Raw genomic sequence first — 21,412 nt, forward strand, 5'->3', positions numbered from 1 at the left:
CTCATGTCCCTTTTCATACGACGCGCTGAACCCAACGACGCCGCACTGGTGCATGGCTTTGTCGTGAAGCTCGCCGAATATGAAAAGCTCAGCCATGAAGTCGAGGCTACGGTCGAACAGATCGGCGCGCATTTGTTTGGGGAAGATCCAAAAGTCTTTTGCGAGATTGCCGAACTGGACGGGGAGCCCGTGGGGTTTGCCCTGTGGTTCTATACGTTTTCAACCTTTCAGGGGCGGCATGGGATATGGCTGGAGGACCTCTTTGTCGATCCCGTGGCGCGCGGCAAGGGCGTCGGCAAGGCGCTGCTGGCACACCTGGCCAGACGCTGTGTCGATGAAGGGCTCGGGCGGTTCGAGTGGTGGGTGCTTGACTGGAATGAGCCGGCGATTGAATTTTACAAATCGCAGGGGGCGGTTATGCAGGACGAATGGACTGTGTGCCGGGTGGGCGGGGCGGACCTGATTGCATTGGGGAAGCTATAACTGCGTTTGTCTCAACGTTGCATATGTTCTAAGACGCGCCCCACGCAACCATACTCATGCTCTAGGGGATTCGATGGCGACCAAGCCTATAGTTAGAGTGCCATCGGCGACCTATATCGTCGCTCGCAGTTTCCCTGACAATATTATCGGGGTAGACAACGCCCTTCCTTGGCACTTGCGTAGCGATCTGCAGCACTTTAAGAGCCGCACATCCGGGCACGTGATCCTAATGGGGCGAAAGACGTTTGAATCACTTGGACGACCTCTTCCCAATAGGATAAATATAGTTCTTTCGCGCTCGGAAATATCTGATACCGAAAACTTGATTTGGGCACAGGATCCGGAAACAGCACTGTTATTAGCTGATGCGCACGCGATATGTCGCGGACAGCGTGAGTTTTTCATTATAGGCGGAGAAAACGTCTACAAGCTATTTTTCCAGCACGTAAATGAAGCGTGGGTAACTGACGTTTTCTGCGGAAATATTAACGGTGACGCGAAATTTGACGTTGATTTTCCATCGAATGAATGGCGTACCCGGTCTGAGGTTGAGCACCCTGCCTCTGAGCACGACGATTGGCCATTTAGAATCTCGCATTACGTGCGCAGGAAAAAACTGCACAGGCAGCGAATGCGTGAAGAATTTTTGAAGGTCGATTTGGATGTGTTACAGCATCTGGATGAATGGCAGGAACAATACGGGCAAACTCAAGATAGTGATAAGCCTGACTCCGCCGAGCAGCTCAGCCTCCCTCAGTAGTACGGACCGTTAATTACGTTTTGTGAACCAACTGGGTCTCCTCGCACCTTCTGACGCACCCGGTTTCCATTGATCGGGGAGCCAGCCTTCCCTATATAAAACAGCAATAAGCAAAAGCACTTTCACGACAAACCGAAAGGGACGAAATGCCGTGGGAAGACAATAGGGGCGGCCGCCGAAGCCGCAGCGGCGGTCCATGGGGCCAGGCGCCGGGCGGAGGAGGCGGTGGCAACGGACCACGCCGTCCCGGGGGAGGAAACAACACTCCCAATCTCGAGGACATTCTGGCTCGCGGCCGGCAACAGTTTGGCGGCGGTGGGAACATTCCTGGCGGCGGCCGCTGGCTTGCAGTCGGCGTGGTCGCAGCAGCGCTGGTTTTCTGGGGCAGCCAGTCGATCTATACCATCGCGCCCAACGAAGTGGGTGTCGAGCTTTTGTTCGGGCAGCCCAAGGATGAATTCTCCAGTCCGGGCCTGCACTTCCATTGGTGGCCGATCGAGCGTGTCGAGCGCGCGTCCACGACGGAAAACCAGACCCGCGTGGGTACGGGAACGAGCAGCTCCAGCGATAGCGGGCTGATGCTTTCGGGCGATCAGAACATCGTCAATATGAGCTTTTCGATCCTGTGGCGCATTGCCGATCCGCGGCTGTATCTGTTCGAGGTCCGTGACCCCGACGAGATGGTGCGTCAGGCGGCCGAGAGCGCGATGCGTGAAGTGGTCGGGCGTCGTACGGCACAGGACGTGTTCCGTGACGACCGTACCGGAATCGCGCTGGAAGTGCAGCAGATCACCCAGACCATCCTCGACAGCTATGGCGTGGGCGTGACGATTTCCAACATCTCGATCGAAAACGTGGCACCGCCGGCCGAAGTGGCCGATGCGTTCGACGAAGTGCAGCGCGCGCTGCAGGACGAAGACCGCTTCCAGGAAGAAGCACGGCAATACGCCAACACCCTTTTGGGTAGTGCGCGTGGTCAGGCCGCTGCGATCCGTGAAGAGGCCGCGGCCTATCGCGACCGCGTGATCAATGAAGCCGAAGGTCAGGCGGCGCGTTTCGTTTCCGTTTACAACGAGTATCGCAACGCGCCAGAGGTCACCCGTCAGCGCATCTTCCTTGAAATGATGGAAGAAGTGCTGGGCGGAACCGAGAAGGTGCTGCTTGAAGGCGGGCAGGGCTCGGGCGTCATTCCCTATTTGCCACTGCCTGAGCTACGAAGCAGCGGGTCCACCCTCCAGACCGGAGGTAACCAGTAATGAACCGTCTCGTTATTGCTATCGTCGCACTGGTCATTGCTGCCTATGTGCTTTTTTCGTCTCTGTTCATCGTCAACGAGCGCGAACAGGCCATCGTGATGCGCTTCGGCGAAATCACGCGCGAAATCCAGGAGCCGGGAATCTACTTCAAGGTCCCAACCGATTTCGTGGAAACCGTTCAGTACATTGACAAGCGTTTGCTGCGCTACGATCTCGAGCGCATCCGGCTGCAGGTTTCGGGCGGCCAGTTCTATATCGTCGATGCGTTCATCACCTACCGTATCGTCGATCCCATCCGGTTCCGCCAGACGGTGCTCGGCAGCCTCCAGCTTGCCGAACAGCGTATTGCGACCCGTCTGGAATCGGCTCTGCGTGCCGTTTACGGTCTGCGTGAGTTCGATGCGGCGCTGTCCGAGCAGCGTTCGGAAATGATGCGCGAAGCCAGCGATCTGGTGGCGGCCGACATGACCGAGTTGGGCATCGAGGTTGTGGACGTTCGCGTTCTGGTCACCGATCTGACGCCGGAAGTTTCACAGCAAACCTATGAGCGTATGCAGGCAGAGCGTAATGCCGAAGCAGCTTTGATCCGCGCCCGTGGTCAGGAGCAGGCACAAACCCTGCGTGCCATCGCCGACCGTCAGGCCGTCGAAGTAGTCTCCGCCGCCAACCGCGATAGCGAAATCATTCGCGGTGAGGGTGACGCAGAGCAGAACCGTCTGTTTGCTGAAGCCTACTCCCAGGACCAGTCCTTCTTCGAGTTCTACCGTTCGATGGAGGCCTATCGCAACGCTCTGGGCGATGGGAACACCACGATGGTGCTCTCGCCGGATTCGGCGTTCTTCAGCTATTTCGGTTCGAACGGCGAATTGCCCGACTTCCCGGCACCGACGGCCACGCCGATCGATATCGGGGTTGAGGGACCGAGCGAGCAGCCCATCGACTCCACCGAGATCGATGACCTGCTGGCAACGGATTCGCTGGTTTCCGGTGAAGGCGCCGACCTTGAACAGGATGTTCAGGATCTTGAGCAATTGCTCGAGACCGAGAACCTCGGTTCCGAAAGCCTGCCGCAAAGCGAAGTCATCCCGCCGGCCGAAGCACCGGTCACCGAAGCGGTGCCGCCCTCCGACGAGGAAACCGCGCCGGCGCAATAAGCGCCAGACAGAGTTCAAGGGCGCGCCCACCGGCGCGCCCTTTGTTTTGGAGGATAGGCAATGAGCGATCTTTTTGCAGCGCTGGCGCTGGCCATTGTCATCGAAGGGCTGCTCTATGCGGCGTTCCCCGAGCAGATGAAGCGCATGATTGCACAGCTGCTCACGCTGCCCAGCCCGCAATTGCGGCTGGCGGCGCTGGGATTGGCCGGGGCGGGACTGGTGCTTTTGGCCCTCGTAAGGCTCTAGCTACCATTGGTTCCTGCCATCGACATGCTCGATGGGCAGGGCGGTGATGTCGAAATCGTCGAGCACCCAGAGGTTGATCGAGATGCGGCGTTTGGTGGGATCGAAATTTGCTTCGGCTTCCTCCCAGTTGCCCTCCGCAAAAGCCGAATAATCGGGGGTATTGGAAAAGGCGGCGCAGCCGCAGGTGGGGCAGAAATAGTGCCTGTTCTCCGGCGTGGTCGGTGAATATTGCGCCACGTTGCGCATGGGGGTGGTCAGGCGGAACTGATCGGGCTCGCAATAGGCCCACAATGCGCCCTTCTTGGTGCAGAAGGTGCAGTTGCAGCGCGTTGCGGTTTGGGGAATGACATCGATCTCGAATCTGGTGGCGCCGCAATGGCAGCTTCCGGAAATGGGCATGGCTGATCTCCTGTTTGCCAGTGACCAGACGCTACCCAAGCGCCATGACAGGTTTTGTCAGGAGTTGTCGGGATTGGTGATGCGGTAGAGCACGTGAGGGCGCAGGGGGTGGTTTTCAGCGATGCGCGGGTGGAGGAAATCGCCCATGGTGTCGCGTGACATGCCGATCTTTACCATGACCCTTTGAGAGGGATGGTTGACGGCGGCCGTGAAGGCGACGAGTTCGGGCAGCCCACGGCGCCATGCCTGGTCGATGTGGGCGCGGGCGCCCTCCGGGGCATAGCCCTGTCCCCAATATTGGCTGCCCAGTACCCAGCCGATTTCTTCTGGCGGATTGCCTCGCAACGGGATGTCGATCCGGGCCGTGCCGATCAGCCCGATCAATTCGCCGTCCGATTTCCGCTCGGCGGCAAGGAAGGCGGAGGTTCCCGCGCCGAGGCCGGCGATCATCTTGTCGATCCAGGCATCGGCGGCCGCCCGGTCACGGGTGTTTGGGTAGAACCGCATGACATGGGGATCGCCCACGATGGCTGCGAAGGGCGCGCGGTCGGCATCCTGCCATGGACGCAGGATCAACCGTTCAGTTTCGAGCAATTTGAAAACCTTGTTGCCTCATCTGACGATATCGTCGTCCGAATAGCCCTGGAGGTAAAGCAGGGCGGTGAGGTCGGAATGATCGATCCTGACGGCGGCCTGTTCGGCGACGATGGGCTTTGCGTGGATGGCGACGCCAAGGCCGGCGGCCTGGAGCATGTCGAGATCATTGGCGCCATCGCCCACGGCCATGGTCTGGGCAATGGCGAGACCTTTTTCCGCTGCAAGCGCCATGAGGCGGTTACGCTTGGTGGTCTTGTCGACGATGGGCTTTTCGACGGTGCCGGTCAGCCGGTCGTCCGAATCGAACTGCAGAATGTTGGCGATGGCCTCGTCAAAGCCGATGCGTTTGGCAAAGTGGTCTGCAAACAGGGTAAAGCCGCCGGAGACCAGTGCCGTGTAGGCGCCATAGGCGTTCATGGTCTGGATCAGGGCGCGGCCACCGGGAGCGAGCGTTATGCGTTCGCGGCGGATGTCCTCGACTACTTTCCGCTCCAGCCCCTTGAGGAGCGCGACGCGGGTATCGAGGGCGGCCTCGAAATCGAGTTCGCCGCGCATGGCGCGTTCGGTGATTTCGGCGACCTGGGGTTTTAGACCCAGCGCGTCGGCCAGCTCGTCGATGCATTCCTGCTCTATCATTGTGGAATCCATGTCAGCGACGAGCAATTTCTTGCGCCGATTGGCAAGTGCAACGAGGGCGGCATCGATGGGCCTGGAATCGATCACATCGCGTGCAATCTCGACTGGATCGGCGGCCTTGGGCGCGACGATCTCACAGGCTATGCCTTGCGCGAGCCAGTTGATTTCGCCATGGGTTTCACGTTGGACCTTTTCGACCACAGTGCTGGACAGGACCGGCTCATTGGGATTGGCGATCAGAACGAGGACGGACATTACAAAGACCATGGCAAGGGATGGGGGAAAGCGTGCGGTTTTGATAGCCGGTCCGACTGCCAGCGGCAAGACGGCGCTGGCTATTGCGCGGGCGCGCACGCGCGGCGCGCGGATCGTCAATGCGGACTCCATGCAGGTCTATGGTGTGCTCGACCGTCTGACGGCCCGGCCCAACGCAGAAGAGTTGATGCAGGCGCGCCACGAGATGTTCGGACATGTCGATCCATCGGTGCGCTATTCGACCGGGGCGTGGCTGGCCGATGCTCACAAACAGATTCAAGAGGCTGACAAAGAGAATCAGGAGTTGATTTTCGTTGGCGGGACAGGGCTTTACTTCGATGCGCTCGTAAACGGATTCGCGCAGGTTCCGGCCATCGATCCTGAATTTGTGCGGCAGGCTGAGAAACTGATTCAAGACCGCGATGAGGCGGGGCGGATGGCGGTTCTGGTCGAGAGAGATCCGGAAACGGCCCGACGACTCAAGGTCGCCGATCCACAGCGGGTCGTGCGGGCGCTTTCGGTGCTGATGGCGACGGGCAAACCGCTGAGTGCGTTTCAGGATGCAAACGGGCCGGGACTGCTCGATGGATACGCGCTTGAGCGGATCGTTTTGATGCCCGAGCGAGCCTTGCTGCGGCGGCGGATTGGCGAGCGATTCGAGGCGATGATGCAGGCAGGAGCGATCGAGGAGGTCGAGGCGCTGCTGGCGCTGGATCTCGACCCGTCGCTGCCGGCCATGAAGGCGATCGGCGTGGGGGAAATCGCAGCCATGCTGCGGGGCGAAATGGACCGCGAGGACGCTGTTGAACGTGCGGTGACTGCCACGCGGCAATATGCCAAGCGGCAGTCGACATGGTTCCGCAACCGGTTCGGGGACTGGACGTTTACCGATCCATTCGCCGGCTAGCTGATGGCCCCCAACGTCAGCCAACCGATATAGCCCGCATAGAGGGCAAGGAGCACACCACCTTCCCAGCGGACGATTTCGCGTTGGGTGTAGGAGAAGGCGAGGAGCAGGGCTGTGGCGCCGAGCATCACCCAGATATCGAGCCGGATGATTTCGTCTGGAACGGGGATGGGCTGGATCAGGGCGGTGATGCCCAGGATCGAAAAGATGTTGAAGATATTTGACCCGATGATGTTGCCCAGTGCCAGATCGGTGTGGCGGCGAAGCGCTGCTATGATCGATGTGACCAGTTCGGGCAGCGAGGTGCCTATGGCGACGACCGTCAGGCCGATGATCGTTTCGGAAACGCCAAGGGTCGTGGCGATTTCGACCGCGCTGGACACCAGCAGACGGGCGCCGAGCACTGTGAGGGCGAGGCCGCCGATGACGAACAGGAGCGAGACAAGGACTGGTTGTTTGCCGCCCGTCGCTTCGATTTCCGCTGCGAAGCCGGCCGATGCCTGCGATTTGCGGTCGGCAAAATAGGAATAAAACAGATAGGCGATCAGCAGGGCTACCAGAACCAGTCCAGCGATGCGCCCCAGCGCACCGATCAGCACAATGGCCAGGGCGGCCAGCGAAGCGACCACGAGGACCGAACCATCACGGTGCAGCACCGCCTTGTCCACGGCAATGGGGTAGATGAGCGCGGTGATGCCCAGGATCAGCAGGATATTGGCTATGTTGGAGCCCACGACATTGCCCACGGCAATGCCGGGCGCCCCATCGAGGGCGGCCTGGACCGAGGTCACCAGTTCAGGCAACGAGGTGCCGAAGCCGACCAGCGTCAGCCCGATCAACAGCGGCGACATGCCCAGCTTTTCGGCGATGGCCACCGAGCCGCGCACGAAACCTTCGCCCCCTGCCACGAGCAGAATGAGGCCGACGACGAGCAGAAGATAGACCATGTTTGTGGCTCCGGGTGGATCAGGTGACGGTTATGCGTGCAGCGCCCGTCACGCGGGCGAGATCGTGGGGGGTAATTTCAAACACCGAACGTGCGTTCCCGGCGGCGGCCCATACAGTCTGAAATGCGAACAAATCTTCGTCCATATAGATGGGAATGGACTTGAGGTGGCCCAAAGGCGAAACGCCGCCGATGGCAAAGCCGGTGGTTTCGCGCACGAGATCGGCGTCTGCGCGGCCAAGCTTCTGGCCGATCTGGCGACCGGTGCGTTTCTCGTGGACGCGGTTGGCGCCAGAAACCAGGACCATGATGGGTTCGCCAGTTTCCTCGCCGACAAAGATCAACGATTTGACGATACGGCCGACCTCGACGCCGAGGGCTTCGGCGGCCATGATTGCGGTGGTCGCCAGTTGATCGAGCACGACGACAGTGCCGTCCAGATTGTGGCGGGCAAGGTCGGCGGCGACGCGGAGTTCGGATTGGCGCAGTTCGATCATGGGGGAAAGGAGCCCGATCGATTATCGATCGTCAAGGGAGAACGTGCTGACACGAATTGTCACTAGGGCGGAATAGGTACTGGGCACCGACACCACGATCGGACGAGGAGACCGAAATGCTTGCGATCACCATTGTGCTCACCGAAGGCTATTCCGATTGGGAGATCGGCGTGCTCGCTGGTATAGGGCGAGCGTTTTATGTCGCCGATGTTCGATTTGTCTCGGCTGAGGGCGGCCCGGTAACGGCGATCTCGGGCCTGAAGACGCAGGCGCTGGAGCGGTTTTCGGCACCGGATTCCGGGGTAGTCGTCGTTTGCGGTGGGCCGACCTTTGAGAGTGATACGCCTCCCGAGATTGAAGGGCGCCTAAAGCAGGCTCATGAGAATGGGTGTGTGATCGCCGGGATTTGTGGGGGAACGTTGGCGCTGGCGCGAGCGGGGTTGCTCGATGAGGCCGCGCATACGTCCAACGGACTGGACTATCTGCAGGCGGTGAAAACCTATCGGGGTGCGGCGCATTATCGCGATCAGCCGCAAGCGGTTGGGGATGGGCGGGTCATCACCGCGCCTGCGCCCGCACCGGCGAGTTTTGCCGTAGAGGTGCTGACGGCTGCGGGGATCGAGGCAGAGGCAGCAGGTGTCATCATGGGCATGCTGTCACGGGAACACGCGCGCTTGGGGAGTTGACGCGGCGCGCGTGGCTTGCAGTAGTGCGCGTGACTTTGATTTGGGGAGGCGCCCATGGCCACAAAAGCGTTGATCGTCATCGATGTGCAGAACGACTTCTGCCCCGGAGGGGCGCTGGCGGTGGATGAGGGCGACCGGGTGGTGCCGGTCATCAACCAGCTTATGGGGCAGTTCGAGCACGTCGTTCTGACCCAGGATTGGCACACGGCCAACCATTCGAGCTTTGCCTCCCAGCATCCCGGCAAGGCGCCGTTCGACGATATTGAAATGGATTATGGCAGCCAGCGGCTTTGGCCGGATCATTGCATCCAGGGCAGCCACGGGGCCGATTTCCATCCCGAGTTGAACCTGATGCCGGCTGAGCTCATCATCCGCAAGGGATTCCGGACACCGATCGATTCCTATTCGGCTTTCTTCGAGAACGATCACACGACCCCGACCGGACTGACAGGGTATCTGCGCGAGCGGGGACTGAGTGAACTGACATTTGTGGGGCTGGCCACCGATTTCTGCGTCGCCTATTCGGCGCTCGATGCGGTGGGGCAGGGCTTTTCGGCGCGGGTGTTGCTGGAGGCGTGCCGGGGGATCGATCTGATGGGCTCCATGGAGACGATGATCGGGAAGATTAAGGCAGCAGGGGTGGACGTGATTTGAGTTCGTCGTCCAAGACCGACATTGCGCGGCGCGTTTTCAACCATACGTTCAAGCTCGACCCGATCATCCGTTCGCTGCTCGACACCGATTTCTACAAGTTCTTGATGTTGCAGATGATCTGGGGGCTGTATCGGGATGTCGATGCGACGTTCTCGCTGACCAATCGCACCACCAGCGTGCGGCTGGCGGACGAGGTCGATATCGACGAGCTGCGCGAGCAGCTCGACCATGCACGCACGCTGCGGTTCACCAAAAAGGAAATGATCTGGCTGGCGGGTAACAGTTTTTACGGCACCAAGCAGATTTTTTCGCCGCAGTTTCTAGCCTGGCTGCAAAATTTCCAGCTTCCCGAATATGAACTTTCCCAACGCGACGGGCAGTTCGAGTTGCATTTTCCCGGCAGATGGGTCGAAACGGCCATGTGGGAAATTCCTGCGCTGGCCATCATCAATGAGCTGCGCTCGCGCCGGGCGATGCGGGGCATGGGGCGGTTTGCGCTGGACGTGCTCTATGCACGGGCCAAGGCCAAGACCTGGGAGAAGGTCGAACGGCTGAAAAAGCTGCCTGATCTGAAAATTTCCGACTTCGGGACGCGGCGGCGGCATTCGTTCCTGTGGCAGCGCTGGTGCGTGGAGGCGCTCAAGGAGGGGTTGGGGAACGCGCTGATGGGCACGTCGAACGTGCTTCTGGCCATGGACACCGATCTCGAGGCGCTGGGGACCAACGCCCACGAATTGCCCATGGTGGCTGCGGCGCTGGCCGACGGCGATGAGGCGCTCAAGGAGACGCCGTATCAAGTGCTCCAGGATTGGCAGAGCTATTATGGCGGCAATCTGCTGATCGTATTGCCCGATGCGTTCGGGACGGCCTCATTTCTCGAAAATGCACCCGATTGGGTGGCAGACTGGACGGGTTTCCGACCCGACAGCGCGCCGGCCATCGAGGGCGGCGAAAAGATCATTGAATGGTGGAAGGCGCATGGGCGCGATCCGAAGGAGAAGCTGCTGATCTTTTCCGATGGGCTCGATATCGAAACGATCGAGGCGGCCTACAGGCATTTTGAAGGCAAGGTGAGGATGAGTTTTGGTTGGGGGACAAACCTCACCAATGATTTTGCCGGAACGGCGCCAATGCATACCCCGCAACTCAAGCCGATCTCGCTGGTCATCAAGGTGTCGAGCGCCAATGGACGTCCGGCGGTCAAGCTTTCCGACAATCCGGCCAAGGCGGTGGGAGACCCCAAAGAGATCGCGCGCTATCTTCGGGTGTTCGGGGATGCGGAGATGGCTGAGCAAGCGGTGGTCGTTTAGGCCGCTGCCACCATGCGTCGCCTGTCGATCAGGCCCAGCCTGTCGCGCATGGCGAAGCGGGCGGTGAGGACGACGGCACAAAAGGCCAGGCCCGCGGCGAGCCCGAGCCAGATGCCGATGCCGGCCAGGCGGTCGGGGGATCCCAAAAACCAGGCGACCGGCATGCCAACACACCAATAGCCGAACAGGGCGATGTACATAGGTATCTTGGTGTCGTTGAGGCCGCGCAGAATGTGGACAGCGACAACCTGAGCGCCATCGACGATCTGGAACAGGCCAGCAACGCCCAGAAAAGTCGTTGCCATGGCAAGTGCGGCGAGGTTGCCGGGATCGGCGGGATCAAGGAACAGGCGGGTAAAAATCTGCGGCACGGTGAGAAACAGCACGCAGGTGATGACCATGAAGCCCGTGCCGATAATCATTGCGACCCAGCCGGCCTGTGCGATACCGCGGTCACTGCCAGCACCAAAGGCAAGGCCTACGCGGACGGTGGCGGCCATCGACAGACCGAGCGGCACCATAAAGGCGAAGGAGGCGCATTGCAGGGCCACGGCGTGAGCGGCAAGCGCGTCGGTGCCGTGCCAGCCCATGAAAATGGCGGCGACCGCGAACATGCCCACTTCTGCCATCAGGGTGAGCCCAATGGGGGTTCCGATGCGGAAGATTTCTCTGAACCGCAGCCAGTCGGGCTTCCAGAACCGCACGAGGATGTGGAAGCGACGATATTTGCGGTGGGTGAGCGTATAGGCGAGCAGCAGACCGAACATGATGAGGTTGGTCAGTACCGTTGCGATGGCGGCACCCCGCAGTTCGAGCCGTGGGAAGCCGAAATTTCCGAAGATGAGGCAATAGTTGATGGCGGCGTTTATGACGACGCCGGCCAGGGTGACGTAGAGAATGATCTGGGTCGAGCCGAGCGCCGACAGGAACGAGCGGATGGCGAAAAGCCCGAGGCCGGGGAAGAGCACCAGCACAGCGATGTGCATATATTGCGCTGCCATGCGGGCCAGTTCGGGTTCCTGACCGGTGGCGAGCAGGATGTGCTCGATCTGCCAGATCAGCGGGAACAAGAGCGTGGCGACTAGAATGCCGGCCCAGAATCCCTGACGCGCGGTGCGGCGGACATTTTTGATCTGGCGAGCGCCCAGCGCCTGGGCGGCGAGCGGAGCGACGGCGGAAACGATGCCACCGCCCAGCAGCAGGAAGGGTGTGAAAAACGACGTGGCCAGCGTGCCGGCGGCCAGATATTCCGGTCCGAGCCAGCCCATCATGATGACGTCAGTGGTAAACAGGGCGTTCTGGGCCACCTGGGCAACCACAAGCGGCCAGGCGAGCAGAAAAGTGGCGCGCAGTTCCGCGGCCCATCCGGGCGCGAACCGCATCGTTTCGGTCGTATTCATTATCGTGGGCCTTCCCAAGCCGCGCCCAGCGCTTGATGGCGATGGGTGAACAGAACCCGATACACGCGAATCGGGTTCTTGTCAGCGGTCTTGGTTCTTGATGGATTGCTACAGCCGGTGGAAGCCTGCCCGTGGGATGAGTGCCAAACCACTTGAAAAAGTTCACAAAATGGAGAAAGTTAAGGAATTGTCGACGGCGTTCAGTTTCGCTTCATGTTGAAAATTGTAAGGCCAAGGGCCCCGCTCGCGGAACCAAAAGCGGCTAGCCGCATTTAAGGGCGAGGGAACTCTAGAGTTAAGTCGCAGGAGGCTTGGAAATGAAAAAAGCATTTATTATTGGCGTTGCCCTTACTTCTCTTATGGCCATTTCGGCCTGTACCCGCACTCAGGAAACCGCTGCCATTGGCGCTGGCGCTGGCGCCGTGATCGGTGGCGTGACCACTGGTAGCGTGCAGGGCGCCGTTGTTGGCGGCGTTGTCGGCGGTGTTGCCGGTGCGCTGGTTGGCCAGGTCGCTGGCGAACCGAACCAGTGCTACTATCGCGCTTCGGACGGAACGCTGTACAAGGACGCTTGCCCGAGCAGCTAATCGGCCGCGCAAGGCAATTGAAAAAAGGGCTCGTGCTTTCCCTGCACGGGCCTTTTTGATTCCCGGTGATGCCCGGCGTTAGCTTTTTGGCTTGACCACCGCCGTACCGGGCAGTACCAATAGCGCCGAAATTTGGAGATGGTTTCCGTGAAGACGGCACTTATTCTTGTAGTACGCAGGCGCATCGCAACATGAGGGCATAACCCTCGTGCGAAATGCGATGCGCCGAACACAGGTCCCTCACGGGGCCTTTTTTATTATCAAATTCCGGCTGTGGCGGGATGAAATTGAAGTAGGGAGTGGCTGAGATGGCCGAACAGATGACCGGCGCGGAAATGGTGATCAGGGCGCTGACCGATAATGGAGTGGAGCATATTTTCGGCTATCCCGGTGGCGCGGCCCTGCCGATCTATGATGCCATGTTCCAGCAGGACAAGATCGAGCACATTCTCGTCCGTCATGAGCAGGGCGCCACTCACATGGCCGAAGGGTATGCGCGTTCGACCGGCAAATGCGGCGTTGTTCTTGTGACCTCGGGGCCGGGCGCTACAAATGCCGTGACCGGGCTGACCGATGCGCTGATGGATTCGATCCCGCTGGTCTGTATCACGGCCCAGGTTCCGACCAATCTGATCGGGACAGACGGTTTCCAGGAATGCGATACCGTCGGGATCACCCGTAGCTGCACCAAGCACAATTATCTCGTCAAGAACGTCGAAGATCTGCCGCGCATCCTGCACGAGGCATTCTTGATCGCGACGACGGGGCGGCCGGGGCCTGTGGTGATCGATATTCCCAAGGACATCCAGTTTGCCCTGGGTGATTACTATACGCCCGACGTCGACAAACTGCGTCACCAGAGCTATCGGCCACAGATGGATGGCGACCTGGGAGCAATCGAGGCCGCCGTCGATCTGATGCTGCGCGCCGAACGGCCGGTTTTCTATACCGGGGGCGGGGTCATCAATGCAGGGCCGGAAGCGTCCGAGCTTTTGCGCGAGTTGGCCGAGCTGACCGGATTTCCGGTGACCTCGACCTTGATGGGGCTTGGCGCGTTCCCGGCTTCGGACCCGCAATGGCTGGGCATGCTGGGGATGCACGGCACCTATGAAGCCAATCTGGCGATGCATGAATGCGACGTGATGATCAATATCGGCGCGCGCTTTGACGACCGCATCACCGGTCGTATCGATGCATTTTCACCCGGTAGCCGCAAGATTCATGTCGATATCGATCCCTCTTCGATCAACAAGGTGATCAATGTCGATATCCCGATCATCGGCGATTGCGCCCGGGTGCTCGCTGAGATGATTCGCATCTATCGCTCCAAGACCAACCAGCCGCGCAGCGAAGCGATAGCGCCATGGTGGGCGCAGATCGAGAAATGGCGGGCCGTCAATTCGCTGGGCTACGAGAATTCTGAAACCACCATCAAGCCGCAATACGCCATCCAGCGCCTGTACGAGGCGGCAAAGGCACAGAGCAAGGAGGTGTTCATCACCACCGAAGTCGGCCAGCACCAGATGTGGGCAGCGCAGCACTTCCATTTCGACAAGCCCAACCGCTGGATGACATCGGGCGGCCTTGGGACCATGGGCTATGGGCTGCCGGCCGCGGTCGGTGTCCAGGTCGCACATCGCGATGCGCTGGTGATCGACATTGCCGGCGAGGCGAGCGTGCAGATGACCATGCAGGAGATTTCAACGGCGGTTCAGTACCGGCTGCCGGTCAAGATCTTCATCCTCAACAATGAGCGCATGGGCATGGTTCGCCAATGGCAGGATCTGCTGCACGGGTCGCGCTATGCCCATTCCTATTCGGAATCGCTGCCCGATTTCGTCAAACTCGCCGAGGCCTATGGCGCCAAGGGCGTGCGTTGCGACAATCCGGCGGACCTTGATGCGGCGATTGCCGAAATGCTCGATTACGACGGACCGGTGCTGTTCGACGTGATCGTCGAAAAGGACGAGAACTGTCTGCCGATGATCCCGTCGGGCAAGGCGCACAACGAGATCATACTGTCCGATACGGCCAATATCGGCTCCATCATCGATGAGAAGGGACGGCAGCTCGTCTAGGGCGCCGAGGAACGATCATGAATGCACATCTCATGATCCCGTCGGGCAAGGCGCACAACGAGATCATACTGTCCGATACGGCCAATATCGGCTCCATCATCGATGAGAAGGGACGGCAGCTCGTCTAGGGCGCCGAGGAACGATCATGAATGCACATCTCAAGCCGACGGGATCGGCCTATTTCCTGACCACTGAAACCCAGGCCAGCGAGCGTCATACGCTGACGGTTCTGGTGGACAACGAGCCGGGGGTTCTCGCCCGGGTGGTGGGGCTGTTTTCGGCACGGGGCTACAATATCGACTCGCTGACGGTCAGCGAGACCGAGCATGACCGGCATCGCTCGCGCATCACCATTGTGACCGTTGCCACGCCGAAAGTGCTGGCGCAGATCAAGCTGCAGCTCGAGCGGCTGGTGCCGGTGCACAAGGTCCACGATCTGACGGCCGAGGGGGGATCGCTGGAACGCGAACTGGCGTTGCTCAAGGTAGCCGGAAAGGGCGAAAACCGGGTTGAGACGCTGCGGCTGGCCGATGCGTTCCGAGCGCAGGTGGTCGATGCCTCCACCGAAAGCTTCGTGTTCGAGATCACCGGGAAATCGAGCAAGATCGAGCAGTTCATCACGCTGATGACGCCGCTGGGGCTGGTGGAAGTGGTGCGCACCGGGCTTGTCGCGATCACGCGCGGGCCGGAAGGCATGTAGGCTTGGAGGTCACTCCGTCTCCACTCGGTGAGGACGGTTAAGTCTGCGACGTTGTGGTTCGCGGATCTTGGGGTCCTGACCGCGCTCCGAAAGTTGAGGTTTGCGTAAACCTCGTTTCACGATAGACGGGGGCCGTACATTTCGTACGGTCCTTATTTTTTCAGACAGCTGCCATGACCAAGCTTTCCGTCAATCTCAATGCAGTGGCGCAGTTGCGCAATCGCCGGAATCTGCCCTGGCCGAGCGTGACGGGCATCGCGCGAATCGTGCTCGATGCGGGAGCGGTGGGGGTCACCGTGCATCCGCGTCCCGATGAGCGCCATATCAGGCGCTCGGATGTGTTCGACCTGGTCAATCTGCTGCGGACAGACTATCCGAACGCCGAACTCAATATCGAGGGCTACCCCACGCCGGCTTTTCTTGAGCTGGTGGCCGCGGCCAATCCCCATCAGGTGACACTGGTGCCCGATGCACCCGAGCAGGCGACGTCGGACCATGGTTGGGACTTTATCACCCATCAGGCGCTGCTGAGCGAGGTGTCGGCCCAGCTTGCGGCGCCGGGGCGCCGGGTGGCCATGTTTTGCGATCCCGATGCAAGCACCGAGGCGCTGCAAGCAGCGAAAGCGGCCGGGGCCGATCGGGTGGAGCTTTATACCGGTCCTTATGGCGCGTGCTATGACAATAGCGATGCGGCGGTTTCCGCTTTGGCCGATCTTGCGGAAACGGCGCATGCGGCCGATGCGCTCGGGCTGGGAATCAATGCAGGCCACGATCTGACGCTTGCCAATCTGCCGGCCTTTCAGAGCACGGTGCCGTTCGTTGACGAGGTTTCCATCGGGCATGGGATCACAGCCGACGCCCTGATCTTCGGGTTTGCCGAGACCGTGCGGAAATATCTGGGCGTGCTTAGCCGCTAGATCATTTCACCGTTTCGCGGAAACGGCGCAACGATCTAAGTCTTTATTTTGTCGCGTGTCCGAACCGACAAAGTGGCATCCACTTTATCTGGACACGCTCCAGGATCGGAACAGGTCAGCGCTTTTGTCGTTTCGAACCCGTTGTTTGTTTGTTCGGCATCGCCGAACGATGGCCGGCTTTGTGAATAGTGTACAAATTACCCCTTTGTTTTCAGTGGGTTGAATTTCATGCAATGATCGTTAGGCAGGTGCACATGCCCTGCTTACACCCGTGTGCCTACTTGAGCGGCGTCCCAAGAGTCACATATGCAGCCCTACTTACTGTTCGTAACCAAGTGTAGGGAAAACATCATGTCCAAGCCGAAAATTGCAATCATCATTTCTTCGACCCGCGAAAGCCGTTTCGCCGACAAGCCCGCCCAGTGGCTTTTGGCCAAGGCCCAGGAGCGTTCCGAATTCGACGTCGAACTTGTCGATCTGCGCGATTTCGATCTGCCGTTCTTTGATGAGGTGGCCTCCAACATGTGGGCGCCGAGCCAGGACCCCAAGGCTATCGCCTGGCAGAAGAAGGTCGGCGAGTTCGACGGCTATATCTTCCTTGTTGCTGAATACAACCGCTCGATTACCGCAGCGCTCAAGAATGCGCTCGATCAGGCCTATGTCGAATGGACCAAGAAGCCCGCTGCATACGTCGGTTACGGTTCAGTCGGTGCTGCTCGCGCCATCGAACAGCTGCGACTGATTAACGTCGAACTTCAGATGGTCCCTGTTCGTCACGGCGTGCATATCGGCGGTTCGGAATTCTTTACCGTCTGGGGGGGAGGCAAGAACGAGCCGATGGAAGCCATCGAACCCGTGATCGCTCCGAGCCTCAACGATATGTTCGACAACCTTGGATGGTGGACCGCTGCCACCAAGGCTGCCCGCGACGGCAAGGTCGAAGCTATCGCCGCCGAATAAATCCCGGCTGCATTGCAAGATTGACGAGGGCTGCCCGTACGGGTGGCCCTTTTTTGTTGCCGTGTGGCATGTCGCCATTTTGCCACGGACGGGGCCTAGATCGTCTCAATCACGATCCAGCACAAAGGGGTGTGCGATGTTGGACTGGCTGGAAACAGCAGGCGACTTTCTGATGGGAACCGCGCTTTCCACACTATCGGTGGTGGGACTGGGGCCGGACGAGCCTGCGCGCTATCAGATGGATGGCTTTCTGGCGGGGCTGGAACAGGGCTGCGAGATTTCAAGCGATCTCGGGGTGTTCTGGGAGCAGATCGTGGCCGATGGCACGCTGATTGTCCCCGCTGATGCCAGCGCCTATTTTTCCGCCACCCAGATTGCGGTGCGGGAGGATCATCGGGAACTGCGCGTGCCGGTCAAGGGAGACTGGCTGGGCCATGAGGTGGCCGCGATCTCGGTGATCGCCGGTATCGACAATGGCTACAGCTCGATCGGCGTGGTGTTTGTGCCCGGTCAGGAGGGGCTCGACGCAGCGATGGCGCCAATCGCCGCGCAGTCGGATGCCATCATGCAGGCCGATCCCGACAATCTGGTCGGGGCAAGCGCGGTTTTCGGCACGTTTGGTGGTGCGCCACAGTATATCTGCGACTTTTCAAACTAGCGCGGCATGTCCGGGCAGACGAAGGGCACGGGCGCGGCCGTGTAGCGCTCTTCGACGATGTCTTCGCCCAGATGCAGGGCCAGAACCAGCTCGGCTTCGTTGAGCTCCACGATGTCGGCCTCGATGGTCATGGTGTCCTCTTGCCAGCTCAGTGAATCCTCGCCGGTCATCTGCCAGTTTGAGAGGCGATAGGTTTCCCAGCAGGAATCCTGGAGCATGGTCCCTTCCGAAAGGAACAGAACCATTGAGCCGGGCAGGCCGGCATCATCTTGCGACTGTATCCAGAACTTTTCGGTGAGGGACGCCCCAATCATCGGGGCCGACGTCATGCCTTCGGCTTCCTGGGCCGTGGCGGGGGATGCGAAAAGTGCCGAAAAGGCAAGAACTGTAAGGATAGTCGGACGCATCATTGGCCTCGTTGGCATTCGGAGCGGGCAGCCTGCAGCGATGTTTGGCCCAAATTGTGGTGATTGCAAATCGTTTCGGGTCGGGGTGCTCAAGTTTGTGGAAAGTGTCACCCCGGTGTCATTGGACCACCCTAAAGGGCAGCTCCATTGTTCACACTGGAGCCATATCCATGAACCGCAAATCCTCCATATTCCTTGGCCGTCTGTCGGGTGCGCTGGCACTCTCTTTGCTGACCAGCACGGCGCTGGCCGCCCCTCTCGGCGTTGGCGAATTTACAGTGCCGCTGCCCGATGTCGCCTATCCGCTGCCGGTGGTCGAGACCTATACGCACCAGGCAGGTGTCGGTGCCGACGGGGCCGAAGTCAATCGCTATGACCGCGCCGAAAACCCGGTTCTCGAATTGCATCGCGGCTTTGACGAAATCTGGAATCTCGGTGACGAAGCGTGGCGCTCGGGTGGTGCGAACGGGGACGGAGCGCTCGACTATTCCAATGTCGAAATTGTCGATCCCGCCGTGTGGGCGGCCAACATGGCCTATGTACTTTCGATGACCGGCAGCGCCCGCGACGATCAGGAAGCGCTGGAAGCCTATCTCGACGATCGCCGTTCGCAGGGCTTTTCAGTAATCTCCGGCATGGGGCCGGTGCTGGCCAATATCTACGCCGCCGAAGCGCAGGCTTTCACGACGATCAATCACACCTTGGGCACGTTCGATCCCAATTTGGTTCTGCCGGTCAAGGAAGACGACCACGGCACCGAAGCGGGAACGGGTGGTGAAACCATGCAGGACTTTGTGGCCTTCATGGCGATGATGCGCGGGCCCGAAGGGACGACATCGCCCTCGAAATATTTCTACGCCTCGCCGCGCCCCTGGCGCATGAGCGATACCGGGCAGGTGGTGGAAACAGGCACCGATGTTATCGGGCCGAACAGCTTTGAGCGCTATGATAGCAATGTCGAGGTGATCCCGGCTCTGCTCAGCGCGCGCGAAACACGCGGCCGGCACAAGGATGGCGGGTATCCTTCGGGACATGCCAATGCTGGCTACCTTGCTGCCATTGCTTATGCCTATGCGCTGCCGCAGCGCTACGAAGAGCTTTTGACCCGTGCGTCCGAGTTGGGCGAAAATCGCATCGTGACCGGCATGCACTCGCCGCTCGATGTGATGGGTGGGCGCACCATGTCCATGGCCATGGCGACCGCGCTGCTCTCTAATCCCGAGCATGCCGACCTCAAGCAGGCGGCATTTGCGAACATGCAGGCCGTGATGGCGGCCAATGTGGGCGAGGGCACCACGATTGCCGCAGCGGCCGAGAGCCAGCCGGGCGACCGTTGGGCCAATGATGCCGCCAACGCAGCGCTCTATCGCTTGCGTACCCATTATGGCCTGCCTCAGGACGCAGCGGATATGGGGCAGGAGATGGTCGTGCCGATGGGCGCCGAGGTGCTTCTTGAAACGCGCCAGCCCTATCTCAGCGCTGAACAGCGCCGCGTGGTGCTCTACACCACGGGTGTGCCCAGCGGCTATCCGGTGCTCGATGAAACCAATGGCTGGGGCCGGATCGATCTTGTGGCTGCGGCTGGCGGCTATGGAGCCTTCCCGGGCGACGTATCGGTGACCATGGATGCGGATCTGGGCGAAATGCACGCCGAGGACATTTGGGTTCACGACATTTCCGGCCCCGGCATGCTGACCAAGGCCGGTTCGGGCAAGCTGACGCTAAGCGGTTACAATTCGTACGCGGGCGGCACGCGACTGGAAGAGGGCACGTTGGTGGCTGGAACCACGATGGCGCTTGGCCAAGGCGATCTGCTGGTGAGCGGCGGCGTGCTGGAGGTTACCGCACTTGGCCTTGATATCGGCGGTGAAATTGACGTCGAAGGCGGCGCACTTGTAGTCGATCTGGGTGATGCCGAAGCGGGCAGCACGGTCTCGATTCTGCGCGCGACCACGATCGTCGGTACGTTCGATGCGGTGACCGATATCGATGGCAATGCTCTGGAGGTCGAAACGGCCGGTGGCGAATTGACGGTCATTGTTCCCTGACCTGCCAGAAATGGCGCCCCGTGGCGCCGCGAAAGCTGGATGAAATCGGGCCGTCGTCTCGAAAGAGGCGGCGGCTCATCGTTTCGGGTCAGGGCGCGAAATCACTCTTGAAAATTGCCGAACCGTACCGTACGGTACGCCTCGCTCGGAGGGGCTGTTTTGCTCATTGGGGCATGGCCTTCCAGCTACGATAATCGATAACAGACAGCGAGTCACGCTTGACCCCGCCAACCCTGACCATAAACGACGATACGCTCACCAGTCGCCAGAAGGATGTTCTGGATGCGGCGCTGGGTCTTTTGGTCGATGGTGGCGATGGGCTCACCATGACCGGGGTGGCGCGCAGGGCGAGCTGTTCGAAGGAAACGCTCTACAAATGGTTCGGCGACCGGGATGGGCTTTTGACGGCCACCGTGCAATGGCAGGCCTCCAAGGTGCGGGTTGTGCCGGTGGACCGGGAGACACTGGACAAGCGCACGCTCGGCATTGCGCTGGAAAAATTCGGGCGCGACTGGCTGACGGTTCTGACCGGAGACATTTCGGTGGCGCTGAACCGGTTGGCCGTGAGCCATGCGGGCCAGGAAAAGCGCAATCTGGGGGCGATTGTCCTCGAGAATGGGCCCATCGGGATGGCGCGACGCTGCGAACCTTTGCTTGAGGCGGGCAGGGCGGCGGGGCTGCTCGATTTCGACGACGCAGATCAGGCGTTTCGGACATTTTTCGGTCTGGTGGTCAGGGACACCCAGATCCGCATGTTGCTCGGCGAACAACGACGACCGAGCGAAGAGAAGATTGCGGGGCAGGCACGCCGGGCCCGCGAACAGTTTTTTGCGCTCTACGGCGCTTAAATCCATCAACAACGACAAGCGAC

At 60.1% G+C, this 21,412-nt stretch carries 23 protein-coding genes and 1 pseudogene; 17 read left to right on the plus strand and 7 right to left on the minus strand.

Annotated elements, in window-relative coordinates; genetic code table 11:
• Window positions 1-3 precede the first annotated feature (3 nt).
• The 5 genes and pseudogenes from OF122_RS07900 (at window position 4) to OF122_RS07920 (ending at window position 3,899) form a co-directional block, all read left to right on the plus strand.
• Window positions 4-483, plus strand: coding sequence for a GNAT family N-acetyltransferase (locus tag OF122_RS07900; protein WP_264227224.1), 480 nt, complete (start codon window positions 4-6; stop codon window positions 481-483).
• 73 nt (window positions 484-556) lie between these two features.
• Window positions 557-1,243 (plus strand): dihydrofolate reductase, encoded by a 687-nt coding sequence (locus tag OF122_RS07905; RefSeq protein ID WP_264227225.1) that lies wholly within the window; start codon window positions 557-559, stop codon window positions 1,241-1,243.
• A gap of 146 nt (window positions 1,244-1,389) precedes the next feature.
• Complete coding sequence (hflK, locus tag OF122_RS07910; protein WP_264227226.1) at window positions 1,390-2,499, plus strand: FtsH protease activity modulator HflK; 1,110 nt, start codon at window positions 1,390-1,392, stop codon at window positions 2,497-2,499.
• Window positions 2,499-3,386, plus strand: a pseudogene (hflC, locus tag OF122_RS07915) (protease modulator HflC); the annotation flags it as partial. The gene hflK and the pseudogene hflC, both read left to right, overlap by 1 nt.
• A gap of 327 nt (window positions 3,387-3,713) precedes the next feature.
• Entirely contained in the window at window positions 3,714-3,899 is a 186-nt protein-coding gene (locus OF122_RS07920; RefSeq protein WP_264227228.1) for a DUF2065 domain-containing protein, read from the plus strand.
• On the opposite strand, the gene OF122_RS07925 is transcribed toward OF122_RS07920, so the two are convergent.
• From OF122_RS07925 to serB, 3 genes are read right to left on the minus strand one after another with little or no spacing between them, the layout of a single operon-like run.
• On the minus strand, window positions 3,900-4,298 hold the full coding sequence (locus OF122_RS07925) for a GFA family protein (protein WP_264227229.1): 399 nt from the start codon (window positions 4,296-4,298) through the stop codon (window positions 3,900-3,902). It lies immediately after the preceding gene.
• 57 nt (window positions 4,299-4,355) lie between these two features.
• Window positions 4,356-4,892, minus strand: coding sequence for a GNAT family N-acetyltransferase (locus tag OF122_RS07930; protein ID WP_264227230.1), 537 nt, complete (start codon window positions 4,890-4,892; stop codon window positions 4,356-4,358).
• Between the two features lie 18 nt (window positions 4,893-4,910).
• A complete protein-coding gene (serB, locus tag OF122_RS07935; protein WP_264227231.1) occupies window positions 4,911-5,786 on the minus strand; it encodes a phosphoserine phosphatase SerB in 876 nt (291 codons plus the stop codon).
• Window positions 5,787-5,796: 10 nt separating this feature from the next.
• On the opposite strand from serB, the gene miaA reads away from it, so the two are divergent.
• Window positions 5,797-6,693 carry a tRNA (adenosine(37)-N6)-dimethylallyltransferase MiaA gene (gene miaA / locus OF122_RS07940; RefSeq protein ID WP_264227232.1) on the plus strand — a complete coding sequence of 299 codons (897 nt, stop codon included), beginning with the start codon at window positions 5,797-5,799 and terminating at the stop codon, window positions 6,691-6,693.
• Here miaA and OF122_RS07945 read toward each other — a convergent pair.
• Entirely contained in the window at window positions 6,690-7,640 is a 951-nt protein-coding gene (locus tag OF122_RS07945; RefSeq protein ID WP_264227233.1) for a calcium/sodium antiporter, read from the minus strand. The genes miaA and OF122_RS07945 overlap by 4 nt on opposite strands.
• A gap of 19 nt (window positions 7,641-7,659) precedes the next feature.
• A complete protein-coding gene (locus OF122_RS07950) occupies window positions 7,660-8,136 on the minus strand; it encodes a YbaK/EbsC family protein (protein ID WP_264227234.1) in 477 nt (158 codons plus the stop codon).
• A gap of 116 nt (window positions 8,137-8,252) precedes the next feature.
• Between OF122_RS07950 and OF122_RS07955 the strand changes: the two genes are divergently transcribed.
• From OF122_RS07955 to pncB, 3 genes are read left to right on the plus strand one after another with little or no spacing between them, the layout of a single operon-like run.
• Complete coding sequence (locus OF122_RS07955) at window positions 8,253-8,822, plus strand: DJ-1/PfpI family protein (protein ID WP_264227235.1); 570 nt, start codon at window positions 8,253-8,255, stop codon at window positions 8,820-8,822.
• Window positions 8,823-8,876: 54 nt separating this feature from the next.
• A complete protein-coding gene (pncA, locus tag OF122_RS07960) occupies window positions 8,877-9,476 on the plus strand; it encodes a bifunctional nicotinamidase/pyrazinamidase (protein ID WP_264227236.1) in 600 nt (199 codons plus the stop codon).
• Complete coding sequence (gene pncB / locus OF122_RS07965; RefSeq protein ID WP_264227237.1) at window positions 9,473-10,786, plus strand: nicotinate phosphoribosyltransferase; 1,314 nt, start codon at window positions 9,473-9,475, stop codon at window positions 10,784-10,786. The genes pncA and pncB overlap by 4 nt, the downstream gene beginning before the upstream one ends.
• Here the strand turns inward: pncB and OF122_RS07970 are convergent.
• The gene (locus OF122_RS07970; RefSeq protein ID WP_264227238.1) at window positions 10,783-12,186 is read right to left on the minus strand and encodes an MATE family efflux transporter; all 1,404 of its coding nucleotides are present in this window, start codon (window positions 12,184-12,186) and stop codon (window positions 10,783-10,785) included. The two genes, pncB and OF122_RS07970, sit on opposite strands and share 4 nt — an antisense overlap.
• A 317-nt stretch (window positions 12,187-12,503) precedes the next feature.
• On the opposite strand from OF122_RS07970, the gene OF122_RS07975 reads away from it, so the two are divergent.
• The 6 genes from OF122_RS07975 to OF122_RS08000 all read left to right on the plus strand — a co-directional run bounded on the left by OF122_RS07975 (window position 12,504) and on the right by OF122_RS08000 (window position 18,086).
• Window positions 12,504-12,773: a YMGG-like glycine zipper-containing protein gene (locus tag OF122_RS07975; protein WP_264227239.1), complete on the plus strand. Its 270-nt coding sequence runs from the start codon at window positions 12,504-12,506 to the stop codon at window positions 12,771-12,773.
• 308 nt (window positions 12,774-13,081) lie between these two features.
• Complete coding sequence (locus OF122_RS07980; protein ID WP_264227240.1) at window positions 13,082-14,851, plus strand: acetolactate synthase 3 large subunit; 1,770 nt, start codon at window positions 13,082-13,084, stop codon at window positions 14,849-14,851.
• Window positions 14,852-14,996: 145 nt separating this feature from the next.
• Window positions 14,997-15,551 (plus strand): acetolactate synthase small subunit, encoded by a 555-nt coding sequence (ilvN, locus tag OF122_RS07985; protein ID WP_264227241.1) that lies wholly within the window; start codon window positions 14,997-14,999, stop codon window positions 15,549-15,551.
• A gap of 173 nt (window positions 15,552-15,724) precedes the next feature.
• A complete protein-coding gene (locus OF122_RS07990; RefSeq protein WP_264227242.1) occupies window positions 15,725-16,468 on the plus strand; it encodes a pyridoxine 5'-phosphate synthase in 744 nt (247 codons plus the stop codon).
• Between the two features lie 351 nt (window positions 16,469-16,819).
• The gene (locus OF122_RS07995; RefSeq protein WP_264227243.1) at window positions 16,820-17,428 is read left to right on the plus strand and encodes an NADPH-dependent FMN reductase; all 609 of its coding nucleotides are present in this window, start codon (window positions 16,820-16,822) and stop codon (window positions 17,426-17,428) included.
• Between the two features lie 136 nt (window positions 17,429-17,564).
• Window positions 17,565-18,086, plus strand: a complete 522-nt coding sequence (locus OF122_RS08000) for a hypothetical protein (protein WP_264227244.1) — start codon at window positions 17,565-17,567, stop codon at window positions 18,084-18,086.
• Here OF122_RS08000 and OF122_RS08005 read toward each other — a convergent pair.
• On the minus strand, window positions 18,083-18,493 hold the full coding sequence (locus OF122_RS08005) for a hypothetical protein (RefSeq protein ID WP_264227245.1): 411 nt from the start codon (window positions 18,491-18,493) through the stop codon (window positions 18,083-18,085). The genes OF122_RS08000 and OF122_RS08005 overlap by 4 nt on opposite strands.
• A gap of 170 nt (window positions 18,494-18,663) precedes the next feature.
• On the opposite strand from OF122_RS08005, the gene OF122_RS08010 reads away from it, so the two are divergent.
• On the plus strand, window positions 18,664-20,541 hold the full coding sequence (locus OF122_RS08010) for a phosphatase PAP2 family protein (protein ID WP_264227246.1): 1,878 nt from the start codon (window positions 18,664-18,666) through the stop codon (window positions 20,539-20,541).
• A 218-nt stretch (window positions 20,542-20,759) separates the two neighbouring features.
• Entirely contained in the window at window positions 20,760-21,389 is a 630-nt protein-coding gene (locus OF122_RS08015; protein WP_264227247.1) for a TetR/AcrR family transcriptional regulator, read from the plus strand.
• The last annotated feature ends 23 nt before the right edge of the window (window positions 21,390-21,412 follow it).

The sequence above is a fragment of the Pelagibacterium flavum genome (assembly GCF_025854335.1).
In the GTDB taxonomy this organism is placed as follows: Bacteria; Pseudomonadota; Alphaproteobacteria; order Rhizobiales; family Devosiaceae; genus Pelagibacterium; species Pelagibacterium flavum.

Coding starts and splice junctions, on each gene's coding strand:
- OF122_RS07900 (WP_264227224.1), top strand. CDS start 4: ATGTCCCTTTTCATACGACGCGCTGAACCCAACGACGCCGCACTGGTG.
- OF122_RS07905 (WP_264227225.1), top strand. CDS start 557: ATGGCGACCAAGCCTATAGTTAGAGTGCCATCGGCGACCTATATCGTC.
- hflK (WP_264227226.1), top strand. CDS start 1,390: ATGCCGTGGGAAGACAATAGGGGCGGCCGCCGAAGCCGCAGCGGCGGT.
- OF122_RS07920 (WP_264227228.1), top strand. CDS start 3,714: ATGAGCGATCTTTTTGCAGCGCTGGCGCTGGCCATTGTCATCGAAGGG.
- OF122_RS07925 (WP_264227229.1), bottom strand. CDS start 4,298: ATGCCCATTTCCGGAAGCTGCCATTGCGGCGCCACCAGATTCGAGATC.
- serB (WP_264227231.1), bottom strand. CDS start 5,786: ATGTCCGTCCTCGTTCTGATCGCCAATCCCAATGAGCCGGTCCTGTCC.
- miaA (WP_264227232.1), top strand. CDS start 5,797: ATGGCAAGGGATGGGGGAAAGCGTGCGGTTTTGATAGCCGGTCCGACT.
- OF122_RS07945 (WP_264227233.1), bottom strand. CDS start 7,640: ATGGTCTATCTTCTGCTCGTCGTCGGCCTCATTCTGCTCGTGGCAGGG.
- OF122_RS07950 (WP_264227234.1), bottom strand. CDS start 8,136: ATGATCGAACTGCGCCAATCCGAACTCCGCGTCGCCGCCGACCTTGCC.
- OF122_RS07955 (WP_264227235.1), top strand. CDS start 8,253: ATGCTTGCGATCACCATTGTGCTCACCGAAGGCTATTCCGATTGGGAG.
- pncA (WP_264227236.1), top strand. CDS start 8,877: ATGGCCACAAAAGCGTTGATCGTCATCGATGTGCAGAACGACTTCTGC.
- OF122_RS07970 (WP_264227238.1), bottom strand. CDS start 12,186: ATGAATACGACCGAAACGATGCGGTTCGCGCCCGGATGGGCCGCGGAA.
- OF122_RS07975 (WP_264227239.1), top strand. CDS start 12,504: ATGAAAAAAGCATTTATTATTGGCGTTGCCCTTACTTCTCTTATGGCC.
- OF122_RS07980 (WP_264227240.1), top strand. CDS start 13,082: ATGGCCGAACAGATGACCGGCGCGGAAATGGTGATCAGGGCGCTGACC.
- ilvN (WP_264227241.1), top strand. CDS start 14,997: ATGAATGCACATCTCAAGCCGACGGGATCGGCCTATTTCCTGACCACT.
- OF122_RS07990 (WP_264227242.1), top strand. CDS start 15,725: ATGACCAAGCTTTCCGTCAATCTCAATGCAGTGGCGCAGTTGCGCAAT.
- OF122_RS07995 (WP_264227243.1), top strand. CDS start 16,820: ATGTCCAAGCCGAAAATTGCAATCATCATTTCTTCGACCCGCGAAAGC.
- OF122_RS08000 (WP_264227244.1), top strand. CDS start 17,565: ATGTTGGACTGGCTGGAAACAGCAGGCGACTTTCTGATGGGAACCGCG.
- OF122_RS08005 (WP_264227245.1), bottom strand. CDS start 18,493: ATGCGTCCGACTATCCTTACAGTTCTTGCCTTTTCGGCACTTTTCGCA.
- OF122_RS08010 (WP_264227246.1), top strand. CDS start 18,664: ATGAACCGCAAATCCTCCATATTCCTTGGCCGTCTGTCGGGTGCGCTG.